General features: G+C 58.8%; 13 protein-coding genes. 2 read left to right on the top strand and 11 right to left on the bottom strand.

The annotated features are described in order from the left end of the window. Positions 1-347: 347 nt before the first annotated feature. From BM403_RS22510 to BM403_RS22560, 11 genes are all read right to left on the bottom strand, one after another. Positions 348-2309 carry a DUF7844 domain-containing protein gene (locus tag BM403_RS22510; protein ID WP_093544888.1) on the bottom strand — a complete coding sequence of 654 codons (1962 nt, stop codon included), beginning with the start codon at positions 2307-2309 and terminating at the stop codon, positions 348-350. Then, a complete protein-coding gene (locus BM403_RS22515; RefSeq protein ID WP_012721546.1) occupies positions 2306-2626 on the bottom strand; it encodes a DUF2388 domain-containing protein in 321 nt (106 codons plus the stop codon). Before BM403_RS22515 ends, BM403_RS22510 begins: the two co-directional genes overlap by 4 nt. A gap of 38 nt (positions 2627-2664) precedes the next feature. Next, the gene (locus BM403_RS22520) at positions 2665-2973 is read right to left on the bottom strand and encodes a DUF2388 domain-containing protein (protein WP_012721547.1); all 309 of its coding nucleotides are present in this window, start codon (positions 2971-2973) and stop codon (positions 2665-2667) included. A 103-nt stretch (positions 2974-3076) separates the two neighbouring features. After that, positions 3077-3397 carry a DUF2388 domain-containing protein gene (locus BM403_RS22525; RefSeq protein WP_046035892.1) on the bottom strand — a complete coding sequence of 107 codons (321 nt, stop codon included), beginning with the start codon at positions 3395-3397 and terminating at the stop codon, positions 3077-3079. Positions 3398-3533: 136 nt separating this feature from the next. Further along, positions 3534-3719 carry a DUF1127 domain-containing protein gene (locus BM403_RS22530; protein WP_012721549.1) on the bottom strand — a complete coding sequence of 62 codons (186 nt, stop codon included), beginning with the start codon at positions 3717-3719 and terminating at the stop codon, positions 3534-3536. 263 nt (positions 3720-3982) lie between these two features. After that, on the bottom strand, positions 3983-4198 hold the full coding sequence (locus tag BM403_RS22535) for a DUF1127 domain-containing protein (RefSeq protein ID WP_012721550.1): 216 nt from the start codon (positions 4196-4198) through the stop codon (positions 3983-3985). A gap of 318 nt (positions 4199-4516) precedes the next feature. After that, positions 4517-6010, bottom strand: a complete 1494-nt coding sequence (locus tag BM403_RS22540) for an acetyl-CoA hydrolase/transferase family protein (protein WP_093544891.1) — start codon at positions 6008-6010, stop codon at positions 4517-4519. A 179-nt stretch (positions 6011-6189) separates the two neighbouring features. Beyond that, positions 6190-7626, bottom strand: coding sequence for an NAD(P)(+) transhydrogenase (Re/Si-specific) subunit beta (locus tag BM403_RS22545; protein WP_012721552.1), 1437 nt, complete (start codon positions 7624-7626; stop codon positions 6190-6192). Then, positions 7626-7946 carry an NAD(P) transhydrogenase subunit alpha part 2 gene (locus BM403_RS22550; RefSeq protein ID WP_003220416.1) on the bottom strand — a complete coding sequence of 107 codons (321 nt, stop codon included), beginning with the start codon at positions 7944-7946 and terminating at the stop codon, positions 7626-7628. The genes BM403_RS22545 and BM403_RS22550 overlap by 1 nt, the downstream gene beginning before the upstream one ends. Positions 7947-7961: 15 nt before the next feature. Beyond that, positions 7962-9083: a Re/Si-specific NAD(P)(+) transhydrogenase subunit alpha gene (locus tag BM403_RS22555; protein WP_012721553.1), complete on the bottom strand. Its 1122-nt coding sequence runs from the start codon at positions 9081-9083 to the stop codon at positions 7962-7964. 451 nt (positions 9084-9534) lie between these two features. Continuing rightward, positions 9535-10434, bottom strand: coding sequence for a LysR family transcriptional regulator (locus tag BM403_RS22560; RefSeq protein WP_093544894.1), 900 nt, complete (start codon positions 10432-10434; stop codon positions 9535-9537). Positions 10435-10592: 158 nt separating this feature from the next. On the opposite strand from BM403_RS22560, the gene BM403_RS22565 reads away from it, so the two are divergent. Together BM403_RS22565 and BM403_RS22570 are read left to right on the top strand one after the other, a co-directional pair. Further along, complete coding sequence (locus tag BM403_RS22565; RefSeq protein WP_003170842.1) at positions 10593-11774, top strand: acyl-CoA dehydrogenase; 1182 nt, start codon at positions 10593-10595, stop codon at positions 11772-11774. Positions 11775-11786: 12 nt separating this feature from the next. After that, positions 11787-13007 (top strand): CaiB/BaiF CoA transferase family protein, encoded by a 1221-nt coding sequence (locus tag BM403_RS22570; protein ID WP_093544897.1) that lies wholly within the window; start codon positions 11787-11789, stop codon positions 13005-13007. The last annotated feature ends 329 nt before the right edge of the window (positions 13008-13336 follow it).

The raw sequence follows: 13336 nt of genomic DNA on the forward strand, positions 1-13336 counted from the left end.
AATGGCGAACCGGGTGGGGTCAGCGCAGAACGAAAGGCACGAGGCGTACGGGTGGAGTTGGGGCGAACAGGCGGGTACGGACGGACATCGGGAATCACCATTGTTGTTGTTAACAGCCGGTCTGTTGCCGGCAGTGGAGGCGATCCTAGACGGGTAAGCTTTCAGCCAGCTTTCGCCGGAAAAACAGGTGACGAAGGGAATGCACGCAGTCTCTGGCTTTATGTAGATCAAAATGTGGGAGGGGGCTTGCCCCGATAGCGGTGTGTCAGCCTGTGCATGCAGTGACTGGCACGCTGCAATCGGGGGCAAGCCCCCTCCCACATTTGTCTGTGTTTGGCTTGAGGTTTTTAGGGCAGTTCCAGACCGCCCGCTGCTTTGTGCAACGTCCGCAAATGCTCGCCCACCAGTTTGAGGTTGGCTTCGCAGGCGGCAATTTCGGCGGAACGGGAAGGATCCAGCAGCGCCCTCACCTCTTTATCCAATTCGCCGGTCAGGGATTGCAGCTGCTTCTGGCGCTCGGCGCTTTCCGATTCAAGACGCTTTGCTTCCGAAGGTTGCGGCAGGCCATAACCACCGCTGCCCAGCAGCTCCGCCGGGCGACTGAGGAAGCCGCTGTTGGCGAGGATCTGCTGCAGCGTGGCGTTGGCTTTCTCCATGCCACCGTTTTTCAGCTCGCGGGCACCGAGGTAGCGTTGTTTGACTTCGTCCTGGGCCAGCATCAACTGCTTGCGAAAGCTTGCCTGCTCAAGCAGTAGCAGCGCGGCGCTGGTGCGCAGATCGGCCTGGCCGAACCACTGGCGGCGCTCCTCTGCGCTGAGGGACAGCCAGTCTTCAACCTGGGTCTGTTTGATCGGCAGGCGTTTGCGCAGCACATCGAACATGGCCTGGTAGCGTTCGCGGAAGGAGTCGAAGTGATAACCCAGGCGCAGTGCCCGGCGTTTGTCATCCAGCACACTGGTGTCGGCCAGGCCGCGGGCGTTCAGGACTTCGAGCAGACCGTTGGGAGTGATGTTGTCCAGGCCGGTCAGTTGCGGGTTGGCGCTGCCGCTGCGTAGCAGTTTCAGGCTCTCCACCGCGCAGTTGTTGGAGATGAAGAAGTAGTTGCCGTCGTAGCTCCAATGCATCTCGGCGGCGTGCTCGACGGTGTCGTTGATTTCCTGGCGGGTCAACTTCAACGGTACGGAAGCCAGGCCGCGCAATTCGGTCTTGGTGTATTCGTCGATCACTTGCGCCAGTGGCAGTACAAACAACCGCGATGGGTACTTGCCGACCAGGCCATCCCAGCTCGATAGCTGTACGTCACCGACGAACGCGCGGTAGGACAACACCAGATGCTGGTCCAGGTCGAGCCGACAATCCGGCCCGCGTGGACGCCCCGGCGCACAGATCACCAGGCGTAGCATGCTGTGGCCCCAGCGGCTGACCAGGTTCTGGTTAGCTTCGGCCAGCAGGTAGTCGATTTCGTAGACGCGCTCCGGGTCCACATGACCCAGCGGCGTCTTGGCGAAATCGTTACCGGCGTTCAGGAAGGCGTAGGTGCTGGCGCAGGTGTCTTGTTCCGGCGGGGCCCAGCCGAAGTGTTTCTGGTAATAGCGGAACAATGCCGGGCGCCGGCAGGCGTAGCTGGGGTCGAGGAGGAAGTACTCCATGTTGACCGCGACGAATTCCAGCGGGCTGGTGGTTTCGTAGATGTCCGGGCTGCGGGCGACCTGATGGTTGTGCTGCTCACGCTCGCCGCGACGGCCGACGTATTGCGGCCAGCCGGCAAGGTCCAGCAGGCGCGGGTCGTCACTGAGGGTAAAGCGACGGCCATTCTGGCCACGGCATTGATCAGGCAGGCCGATCAGGCCGGTGAGGTTGTTTTGGCGGCTGCAACGATTGATCAGCGCGCGGTCCTCTTTGGACCACAGGCGCGCACGGTCATAGATGTGGGTCAGTTCGTGCAGCACCGTGGCGAGCATTTCGCGACGCACGGTGCCGTGGGGGCGATTGGTTTTCTGCGTGGCGGCGCTGCCGTCGGTCAGGCTGGCGAGCAGGTTACGGTTGAGGTCCAGCTCGGACACGAGGGAGGCTTGCCCGTAGGCATTCTCGGGCATTTTGTCGGTCCAGCCGACATCGATGCGCCGGTCCAACTGCTCGATAAAGCGCGGCGGTAACGAGCGCATGGCTTCGTCGAGCAACGCCTGGCTGGCCTGCTGTTCAGCCGGACTCAGACCCTCGGTCTTGAGCCGCAGTTGCAAGCTGGCCTGGGCTGCGCTGGCACACAGCAGCACAGTCCCGGCCAGGAGCCAGGCGGCAATTCGCCTCACAGTGCGAGGATAGCTTCTGCGAGGGTCTGGTCACTGGCGTCGCGGGCTTCCGGCAGGCGTGTGCGCAGGGTGTCGAAGGCCGCTTCCAAGTGCGCGCCACGGATCTCGCCGTTGGTAGCGACGAAACTGGCGGCGTCATCGTGGGCTTCGCGCACCACTTTGGAGTCGCGGATGGAGGTGGTGGTGTCCGAAGTGAAATCAATGGTGCGGCCTGAGGCGCGAACAATGATGTTACTGGTGGCCACCAGGGTATGCGCTTGGGCAACGTCGGCCAACAACAGCAGGCCAAGGGTGGCGGCGATCAGCGGGCTACGCATGGAATTACTCCGAATACAAAGATGGAATGCAAAGATGATTATTGGACGAGAATTGCTTGCGCCAGTTCAAGGTCGCTGGCGTTAAGTTTTGGTTGGCTGCGGCGCAGATAATCCAGCGCTGACTCCAGCCGTGCGCCCCGCCATTCGCCGTCAGTGGCGATAAACGCGGCAGCGTCATCCTGAGCGGCCATTATCACTTTTTTGTCGAAGGGTGCGGAGGTCACCTTGCTGGTGGCATACGCGCTCACGACCGTGCTCTGGGTGGTGAGGTCAAAGGCCGAAGCCAATGGCGACCAGCCGCAGAAAAACACCACAGGGACTATTAAAAGGCGGTATGAAAAAGCCATGGGACTCGACAACTGAAAGCGAGCGCCAAGGCTAGCGCAATGCCCAGGCGAGAGCCAGTGCATCGGTATCAGGGAGCGGCAGACGCTCCCTTTGTGCTCCGAATCAGATAGCCAGGATCGCTTGGGCCAGTTGCGCGTCAGTCGCGGTATTCAATTGCGGCGCTTGTTGGCGGATCTGTGCCAGGGCGCTCTCCAGTTTCACACCACGAATGGCACCTTCGCTGGCGACAAAGCTGGCGGCGTCGTCACGAGCGGCGCGCACGACCTTGTTGTCGCGCAGTGAAGAAGTGGCATCGGAGCTGGCGTCGGAGGTGGCCTTGAGCGCGCCGACGATGGAGTCGGTGGTCACGATGAAGCTGCTCGCGCTGGCGTTGGCAGTCAGGGCCAATAGGGCAGCAGCACTCAGCAAGCGAAGACGGGACATGGGAAGACTCCTGTAGATGAACGGATAAGGTGGCGCAGGGCAGCCATTGGGGATCAGACGCCTGTACGACGCGGTTCGCCACGTGGTGGCTGGATATTAAGCTGCCGCTTATCCGTTCGGGAAGCTTCTTGACTGCCTAGTCACGCCAGAACGGCTTGGACAGCTCGGCCATTCGGTCGCCATGGCTGATGCCCAGGTCTGACAGTTCCCGAGCATCGAGCTGTGACAGTTGACGCCGTTCATAAGCCAGGCGTGCCCATCTAACGAAGGCAAAGGCCACCTGGCGTGGCAGCCGCTTATAAAGAGGGGAAGTCGTATCCATGGCGAGTACCTTTCATGAGGTCTTGGATCACCATATTGGATGGGGCGGGGTCACCGATACAGATACACCAGAGTTAAATTGTACTGCTTAACTGTTGTGCTTTATTAACTGTACCTGTCATTGAGAAAGGCTTCTGTTTTTACGCTCAAAACCCCAAACCCGGAAACAACAAAGCCCGCCTCCGGTTTCCCGGGGCGGGCTCTGTTTTGACAAATCAGGTTGCTGGCAGTGGACCCGTCAGGTCAGGGCCAGCGAGCGCTAAATCAGCGCCAGAACGGCTTGCTCAGCTCTTCGTAGCGTTGAGCTTCGCTGATGCCTGCGTCAGCCAGCAGACGCGAATCCAGACGAGCCAGTTGGTGGCGGCTGGAGATGCGGCGCTGCCACAACATCAGGTTGGCGATAACGCGCAGAGGCAGGGAAGCCTGAGTGTTTACAGCTTTTTCTTCAAAGAACAGTTCGGAACTGAGTGTACGTTCCATGATGACATCCTTCCGCTTGTGGCGGGATTAGGTAGTGGTTTAACTGATGCCAATGATCCTCTCCCGGCGCAAGACTCTCTAGATACAGTTCACCTGTATTGTGAGGGGCCAGTTAACTGTTTATAGGTGCTGTACTGTACGAAAATAGGGCAACTGTACCTGTCTGCACTTAAGTGGTGCGAAATAGCCATTTTCGATGAGGGGTGTGGGATATTTCGGTAGGAAATGACCGGTACAGCAGTACAGTTTTTTCAAGAAGTGGCAGCGACAAGGCCGAGCTGATGAAACTGTATTTGCATCAGCTCGGATCTGTATCAATCAGGCCTTGAGCATGTGCCCGGTTTCTTCCAGGTTAATGTGCCAGCTCAGTGCTTCGCGCAGGATGTGTGGGGTATGCCCGCCGATGGCGCAGGCAGCATCGAAGTAACTGTTCAGCGCATCGCGGTACGCCGGGTGTACACAGTTGTCGATGATCACCCGCCCTCGTTCCCGTGGCGCCAGGCCACGCAGGTCAGCCAGCCCGACTTCGGTCACCAGGATGTCGACGTCATGCTCGGTGTGGTCCACATGACTGACCATCGGCACTACGCTGGAAATTGCCCCGCCCTTGGCAATCGACTTGGTCACGAAGATCGCCAAGTGTGCGTTGCGCGCAAAATCCCCGGAGCCGCCAATGCCGTTCATCATGCGCGTGCCGCAGATGTGGGTGGAGTTGACGTTGCCGTAGATGTCGAACTCCAGTGCGGTGTTGATACCGATGATGCCCAACCGACGCACCACCTCAGGGTGATTGGAGATTTCCTGCGGGCGCAGTACCAGCTTGTCTTTGTAGTGTTCCAAGTTGCCGAACACATCGGCATTGCGCCGCTCTGACAACGTGATCGAGCTGCCCGACGCGAAGCTCAATTTGCCTGCATCGATCAGGTCGAAGGTCGAGTCCTGCAACACTTCCGAATACATGGTGAGGTCTTCGAACGGCGAGTCGATCAATCCGCACATCACTGCGTTGGCGATGTTGCCGATCCCTGCCTGCAGCGGGCCGAGCTTGTTGGTCATGCGTCCCGCATCGACTTCCTGCTTGAGGAAGTTGATCAGGTGATTGGCGATGCCTTGTGTGTCGCTGTCAGGCGGCGTCACGGTAGAGGCCGAGTCAGCCTGGTTGGTGATCACGATGGCGACGATTTTTTCCGGTGGGATGGGGATGGCGGTGCTGCCAATGCGATCATCGACTTTCACCAACGGGATCGGCGTGCGCGTCGGCCGGTAGGTCGGGATATAGATGTCGTGCAGCCCTTCCAGGTTCGGGTTGTGCGCCATGTTGATCTCGACAATCACCTGCTTGGCGAAAATCGCGAAGCTGGCCGAGTTACCCACAGACGTGGTGGGCACAATATGCCCCTGTTCCGTGATTGCGACCGCTTCAATCACTGCAATGTCCGGCAGCTTGAGTTGGTTGTTACGCAATTGCTCGACGGTTTCCGACAAGTGCTGGTCGATAAACATCACTTCGCCGGCGTTGATCGCTTTGCGCAAGGTACTGTCGACCTGAAACGGCATGCGTCGGGACAGCACGCCGGCTTCGGTCAATTGCTTATCCAGGTCATTGCCCAGGCTGGCGCCGGTCATCAGGGTGATTTTCAGCGGAGAAGTCTTGGCGCGCTCGGCCAAGGCGTGGGGGACGGCCTTGGCTTCACCGGCACGGGTGAAGCCGCTCATGCCGACGGTCATGCCGTCTTCGATCAGTGCGGCGGCGTCTGCCGCGCTCATGACCTTGTTCAACAACGAAGGCAAGCGGATGCGATCACGGTACATGGATTCTTATCTCGGGCTACGGAAGCAAGGTGCGCAGTTTAGTGATTTCAAAAAAAATCGGCCCGCTACCATGGTCGAATGCCAGGTAGCGATTTAGAGCCTTTGGTCGGGTTTCATGGAGTAATAAAAAACCCCAGCCTACAAGAGGCCGGGGTTTCGAGTATTGCGCTGAAGCAGTGTTACTCGACGGCTTTGACCATGTCTTCAATGACCTTCTTGGCATCTCCGAAGACCATCATGGTCTTGTCCAGATAGAACAGCTCGTTATCCAAACCGGCATAACCGCTGGCCATCGAGCGCTTATTGACGATGATGGTTTTGGCCTTGAACGCCTCGAGGATCGGCATGCCGGCAATCGGCGAGTTCGGGTCGTTTTTGGCGGCCGGGTTGACCACGTCGTTCGCGCCAAGCACCAGCACCACATCGGCCTGGCCGAACTCGGAGTTGATGTCTTCCATCTCGAACACTTGGTCGTAAGGCACCTCCGCCTCGGCGAGCAGTACGTTCATGTGCCCAGGCATACGGCCCGCCACTGGGTGAATCGCGTATTTCACGGTGACGCCGCGATGGGTCAGCTTCTCGGTCAGTTCCTTGAGTGCGTGTTGCGCTCGCGCCACTGCCAGGCCGTAGCCCGGCACAATGATCACGGTGTCGGCGTTGGTCAGCAGGAAGGTCGCGTCGTCGGCCGAACCGGATTTCACCGGGCGCGCTTCTTTCGAGCCCGCCGCCGCGCCGGCATCCGGCGCATTGCCGAAACCGCCGAGCAGTACGTTAAAGAAGGAGCGGTTCATCGCCTTGCACATAATGTACGAGAGGATTGCGCCGCTGGAGCCCACCAGGGAGCCGGCGATGATCAACATCGAGTTGTTCAGCGAGAAGCCGATGCCCGCCGCTGCCCAGCCGGAGTAGCTGTTGAGCATCGACACCACCACCGGCATGTCCGCGCCGCCGATCGGGATGATGATCAGCACGCCAAGCACGAAGGCCAGGGCCAGCATCAGCGCAAAGGCGGTGAGGTTGCCGGTGAACATGAACGCCAGGCCGAGGCCAAGTGTTGCGAGGCCGAGCACCAGGTTCAGCTTGTGCTGGCCGCCGAACTGTACCGGTGCGCCTTGGAACAGACGGAACTTGTACTTGCCCGACAGCTTGCCGAACGCGATTACCGAGCCGGAGAACGTAATTGCGCCGATGGCCGCGCCGAGAAACAGCTCCAGGCGGTTACCGGCTGGAATCGAGTCGCCCAGGTGTTTGACGATGCCCAGGGATTGCGGCTCGACCACCGCGGCAATCGCAATAAACACGGCGGCCAGACCGATCATGCTGTGCATGAACGCCACCAGCTCCGGCATCTTGGTCATTTCTACGCGCTTGGCCATGATCGAACCGGCGGTGCCGCCGATCAGCAGGCCGACGATCACATAGCCGATGCCGGCGGTGGCGAGCTCAGCGCCCAGCTTATAGATGAGGCCCACCGTGGTAAGTACCGCAAGCGCCATGCCGAGCATCCCGAACAGGTTGCCGCGCCGCGACGTGGTCGGATGTGACAGGCCTTTGAGGGCCTGGATGAAGCAGATCGACGCGATCAGGTAGAGCGTCGTTACCAGATTCATGCTCATTACTTCGGCGCCTCTTCTTTTGCTTTCGGGGCTTTCTTCTTGAACATCTCAAGCATGCGGCGGGTGACCAGGAAGCCACCGAATACGTTCACTGCTGCCAGTGCCACGGCCAGCGTGCCCATGGTCTTGCCCAGTGGTGTGACGGTGAGGGCTGCGGCGAGCATGGCGCCGACGATCACGATCGCGGAAATGGCGTTGGTCACCGCCATCAATGGCGTGTGCAGCGCGGGCGTTACGTTCCAGACCACGTGGTAACCGACATAAATCGCCAGCACAAAGATGATCAGGTTGTAGATACCGGGGGAGATAAGCTCTTCCATCGTCTGAATCCCTGCTTAGGCGTTTTTGCGGATGACTTGGCCGTCGCGGCACATCAGGCACGCAGCGACGATGTCGTCTTCAAGGTTGATTTCAAACTGCCCTTCCTTGGTGAAGACCAGCTTCAGGAAGTCCAGCAGGTTGCGCGCATACAAAGCTGACGCGTCGGCAGCGACGGCACCGGCCAAGTTGGTCGGGCCGCAGATGATCACGCCATTTTCCACCACCACCTGGTCGGCGACGGTCAGCGGGCAGTTGCCACCTTGGGCGGCGGCGAGGTCGATGACCACTGAGCCGGGCTTCATCTGTGCGACGGTTTCGGCGCTGAGCAGGGTCGGCGCTTTTCGGCCGGGGATCAGGGCGGTGGTAATGACGATGTCGGCCTGCTTGGCGCGCTCGTGCACGGCCAGGGCCTGGCGCTGCATCCAGCTGGTCGGCATTGGGCGTGCATAGCCACCGACGCCGACGGCGCATTCGCGTTCTTCATCGGTTTCGTAAGGCACGTCAACGAATTTGGCACCCAGGGATTCGATCTGCTCTTTAACGGCCGGGCGCACGTCAGACGCTTCGATCACTGCACCCAGGCGTTTCGCTGTGGCAATGGCTTGCAGGCCTGCGACACCGGCGCCGAGGATCAGTACGCGCGCAGCTTTCACGGTGCCTGCGGCCGTCATCAGCATCGGCATGAAGCGCGGGTAATGATGCGCAGCCAGCAACACGGCTTTATAGCCGGCGATGTTGGCCTGGGATGACAGCACGTCGAGGCTCTGGGCCCGTGAGGTGCGTGGCGCTGCTTCAAGAGCAAAGGCCGTGATGCCGCGTTCGGCGAGCTTGGCAATGGTTTCATTGCTGAACGGATTGAGCATGCCCACCAACACGGTGCCGCTTTTGATCAGCGCCAGCTCGCTGTCACTGGGGGCCACCACCTTGAGAATCAGCTCGGCGCCAAACGCATCGTTGGCACTGCCAATGGTTGCGCCTGCCGCTTCATAGGCATTGTCCACGACGCTGGCCTTTAGGCCTGCCCCGCTTTGTACAGTGACCTTATGGCCCTGGCCGATCAGCTTCTTGATGGTTTCCGGGGTGGCAGCCACCCGCGTTTCACCGGTCTGGGTTTCGAGAGGAACACCAATGTGCACGTCAAATCTCCTGCATGATCTTTTTGCTTTTGATCTTTTTGTAAAAAGGCCAGTGCACCGCGAGTGGCGCAACTGGGGCGGCCGATCAGCACGATCCCGCTGAAATGACAGCGGGGCGCGGCATTTTGCAGGCGAACTTTACGGCCTTCAAGGGATTATGACGGGTGACGAAAAATTAACTACAAGTCACCCTGTGACTGATTGTCGCAACACCTTGAAATAACCTCTTCAAATACATGGGCTTAAAGGGCTGCAGGCAGTTTTGCACTCTTTTGCCATCGCCGGTGTGAATAGTCGGCTATTGGCTTGTGACAGTCGCTATAAGCCAAGTAGATCATGGCTTTGAGCCTTTTTTGGACTGACAGATACAGTCTGTTGAAATGCGACATATACGTATATCTGTAGGATTGAAAATTTACTGACTACAAAGTCAGTAACGCGGTTGTGGCCTTTAAATGCTGGGGCTGTACCGCTGGGACTGGTCGATAAGCCAATCCCTGAAGGCGTGCAATGAGGCAGATTCGACCTTTTTGTCCGGAATCATCAAGTAATAAGCCTTTGAGCTGCTCAGCGCCTCTGGGCTGGCGATCAGCAATTGTCCCTCCTCAAGCTCGCGCTGGATGAGGAACGGTGGAATCAGCGCGATCCCCATATCGTGCATGGCGGCCTGGGACAACATCGAGAATAGCTCGTATCGGGGGCCTGTCATGTCGCGGGGTATGTTCAGTTGTTGGGCGTTGAACCATTGGCGCCACGCGTAGGGGCGTGTGGTCTGCTGCAGAAGCGGCAGTTCTGCGATCTCCTGGGGACTGAACCGCGTGTGGCTACCCAATAGCCGAGGGCTGCACACTGGGACAGGGTTTTCCCCCATCAGTCGGTGGGATTCTGTGCCGGACCAGTCGGCATCGCCGAAGTAGATCGCGGCGTCGAATTCAGTGTCGGCAAACAGGAAGGGTCGTGTTCGGTTCGTGAGGTTAACGGTGACTTCGGGGTGCTGGCGTTGGAAGTCCTTGAGGCGAGGAATCAGCCATTGAGTACCGAATGTCGGGACAACGGCCAGTTCGATGGTGTTAGCGCCCTGCTGACCCATGACGGAAAGCGTATCGCGTTCCACCGCATCCAATTGCGTGGCCACGCGACGACTGTAGGACAGCCCCGCTTCTGTAAGCTTTACCCCACGCCGTGAGCGGCGAAACAGCTCGACACTTAAAAACTCTTCGAGGCTGGCGATCTGTCGACAGATGGCACCTTGCGTGATCGAAAGCTCCTGCGCCGCCTTGGTAAAGCTCTCGTGGCGGGCTGCCGCTTCAAAACTGACAAGGGCGGTGGTGCTGGGAATTTTTCTGCGCATATACCGTGTCCTCACTTACTAAAGCGCATATGCGCCTTTCTCGGCTACTTCGAAGTGAGAAATTAGCACAACCCTATGCGGAAACCTCGTTTGCCCTCTGCGCGTGTCGGGCCTAGGCTGCTTCCACGACTTCCGATTCTTTCCGCGAGGACTTATTCATGGCTGGCAAGGCAAGCTTCAACTGGATCGATCCACTGCTGCTCGATCAACAGCTCACCGAAGAAGAGCGCATGGTGCGCGACAGTGCTGAGCAGTTCGCCCAGGACAAGTTGGCCCCGCGTGTGCTCGAAGCCTTTCGCCATGAAAAGACCGACCCTGCTATTTTTCGCGAGATGGGCGAGACCGGTTTGCTCGGTGCGATGATCCCTGAGCAGTACGGTGGCAGCGGCTTGAATTACGTCAGCTATGGGTTGATCGCGCGCGAAGTGGAGCGTGTCGACTCCGGCTATCGCTCGATGATGAGTGTGCAGTCGTCACTGGTCATGGTGCCGATCAACGAGTTCGGCACTGAGGCACAGAAACAGAAGTACCTGCCGAAGCTGGCTTCTGGCGAATGGATCGGTTGTTTCGGCTTGACTGAGCCCAATCATGGCTCCGATCCGGGTGCGATGATCACGCGTGCTCGCAAGGTCGAGGGGGGGTATAGCCTGACGGGCGCGAAGATGTGGATCACCAATAGCCCGATCGCGGATGTGTTTGTGGTCTGGGGTAAGGACGATGCTGGCGATATCCGTGGGTTTGTCCTGGAGAAAGGCTGGAAGGGCCTGAGCGCTCCGGCGATTCATGGCAAGGTCGGGCTGCGCGCCTCCATCACCGGTGAAATCGTCATGGATAACGTGTTTGTTCCGGAAGAGAACATCTTTCCGGATGTGCGCGGTTTGAAGGGGCCCTTCACCTGCCTTAACTCGGCACGCTATGGCATCTCCTGGGGGGCGCTGGGGGCCGCTGAGTTCTGCTGGCATACCGCTCGCCAATACACGCTTGATCGCCATCAATTCGGCCGCCCATTGGCGGCAACCCAGTTGATCCAGAAGAAGCTGGCCGATATGCAGACTGAGATCACCCTGGCCCTGCAAGGTTGCCTGCGTTTGGGGCGGATGAAGGACGAAGGTACGGCGGCGGTTGAAATCACGTCGATCATGAAGCGCAACTCGTGTGGCAAGTCCCTGGATATCGCACGCATGGCGCGTGACATGCTGGGTGGCAACGGTATTTCCGACGAGTTCGGGGTGGCACGTCATCTGGTCAACCTGGAGGTGGTGAACACCTATGAAGGTACTCATGACGTGCATGCGTTGATTCTGGGGCGCGCGCAAACCGGTCTTCAGGCGTTCTATTAATAGGAGCACGGCATGGGCGCGCTTTCGCATCTGCGGGTACTGGATTTATCGCGAGTACTGGCGGGCCCCTGGTCCGGGCAGATCCTCGCGGACCTTGGGGCTGAGGTGATCAAGGTTGAACGGCCGGGCAGTGGTGATGACACACGCGCCTGGGGGCCGCCATTCCTCAAGGATGCTTATGGTGAGAACACCAGTGAGGCGGCTTATTACCTGTCGGCCAATCGCAATAAGCAGTCGGTGACTATCGATTTCACGCGGCCGGAGGGGCAGGCGCTGGTCCGTGAGCTGGCGGCCAAGTCAGACATCCTGATCGAGAACTTCAAGGTGGGTGGTCTTGCTGCGTATGGGCTGGACTATGAGTCGCTCAAGGAGATCAACCCGGAGTTGATCTACTGCTCGATCACTGGCTTCGGTCAGACTGGGCCATATGCTACGCGTGCGGGTTATGATTTCATGATCCAGGGGCTCGGCGGGCTTATGAGCCTGACTGGTCGCCCCGAGGGTGATGAGGGGGCTGGGCCGGTGAAAGTGGGCGTCGCGCTGACTGACATCCTGACGGGGCTCTACTCGACCGTTGCCATCTTGGCGGCACTGGCTCATCGGGATCATGACGGTGGTGGGCAGCACATCGATATGGCGCTACTGGATGTGCAGGTGGCATGCCTGGCGAACCAAGCGATGAATTATCTGACGACAGGGGCGTCGCCCAAGCGCCTGGGGAATGCTCACCCGAACATCGTGCCTTATCAGGACTTTCCCACGGCCGACGGTGATTTCATCCTGACGGTGGGTAATGACGGGCAGTTTCGTAAGTTTGCTGAAGTGGCCGGACGGCCACAGTGGGCGGATGATCCGCGCTTCTCTACTAATAAGGCGCGGGTGGCCAATCGGGCGGAGCTGATTCCGTTGATTCGCCAGGCTACGGTGTTCAAGACGACGGCTGAGTGGGTGTCGCAGTTGGAGCGGGTGGGTGTGCCTTGTGGGCCGATCAATGACCTGGCCCAGGTGTTTGATGATCCGCAGGTCAAGGCGCGCGGCTTGGCGATGGCGTTGCCTCATGCGTTGGCAGGGATGGTGCCACAGGTTGCCAGCCCAATACGGTTGTCGAAGACGCCTGTGGAGTACCGGAGCGCGCCTCCTCTGCTGGGTGAGCATACGGCCGAGGTGCTTCAGGAAGTACTGGGGTTGGGCATGGCGAATGTAGTCGCTTTAAAGGCGGCGGGGGTTATTTGACTGCTTCCTTCTATATAGAGGGTATTGGCGGCTTTTTGTTGGTGGTTTTTTAATCAATGCTAACTAATTGATAGAAAAGCAGAATTAAGGGTTGACGGCAGATTCTGGAAGTCTATAATTCGCCCCACTTCCGGCGCAGTCGAAACGGAAAACTCCTTGGTAAACAAAGAGTTACGCAGGATTCGGCAGCGAGTTGCTTCAGTTCATCGAAGCCCAGAAGGAGTTGGTAGAGCAGTGTTGTTTGGCTCTATTAACGTTTCGATCCTCTCGGTCGAAAGCGGAGAAAAAGAGGTGTTGACAGCAGCGTGTAACGCTGTAGAATTCGCCTC

Origin of the sequence: Pseudomonas sp. OV546 (assembly GCF_900116845.1) — a bacterium.
Lineage (GTDB): Bacteria > Pseudomonadota > Gammaproteobacteria > Pseudomonadales > Pseudomonadaceae > Aquipseudomonas > Aquipseudomonas petroselini.

Excerpts from the sequence above, each read along its gene's own strand:
- BM403_RS22515 (WP_012721546.1), bottom strand. The coding sequence starts at position 2,626 with ATGCGTAGCCCGCTGATCGCCGCCACCCTTGGCCTGCTGTTGTTGGCC.
- BM403_RS22520 (WP_012721547.1), bottom strand. The coding sequence starts at position 2,973 with ATGGCTTTTTCATACCGCCTTTTAATAGTCCCTGTGGTGTTTTTCTGC.
- BM403_RS22525 (WP_046035892.1), bottom strand. The coding sequence starts at position 3,397 with ATGTCCCGTCTTCGCTTGCTGAGTGCTGCTGCCCTATTGGCCCTGACT.
- BM403_RS22530 (WP_012721549.1), bottom strand. The coding sequence starts at position 3,719 with ATGGATACGACTTCCCCTCTTTATAAGCGGCTGCCACGCCAGGTGGCC.
- BM403_RS22535 (WP_012721550.1), bottom strand. The coding sequence starts at position 4,198 with ATGGAACGTACACTCAGTTCCGAACTGTTCTTTGAAGAAAAAGCTGTA.
- BM403_RS22540 (WP_093544891.1), bottom strand. The coding sequence starts at position 6,010 with ATGTACCGTGATCGCATCCGCTTGCCTTCGTTGTTGAACAAGGTCATG.
- BM403_RS22545 (WP_012721552.1), bottom strand. The coding sequence starts at position 7,626 with ATGAGCATGAATCTGGTAACGACGCTCTACCTGATCGCGTCGATCTGC.
- BM403_RS22550 (WP_003220416.1), bottom strand. The coding sequence starts at position 7,946 with ATGGAAGAGCTTATCTCCCCCGGTATCTACAACCTGATCATCTTTGTG.
- BM403_RS22560 (WP_093544894.1), bottom strand. The coding sequence starts at position 10,434 with ATGCGCAGAAAAATTCCCAGCACCACCGCCCTTGTCAGTTTTGAAGCG.
- BM403_RS22565 (WP_003170842.1), top strand. The coding sequence starts at position 10,593 with ATGGCTGGCAAGGCAAGCTTCAACTGGATCGATCCACTGCTGCTCGAT.
- BM403_RS22570 (WP_093544897.1), top strand. The coding sequence starts at position 11,787 with ATGGGCGCGCTTTCGCATCTGCGGGTACTGGATTTATCGCGAGTACTG.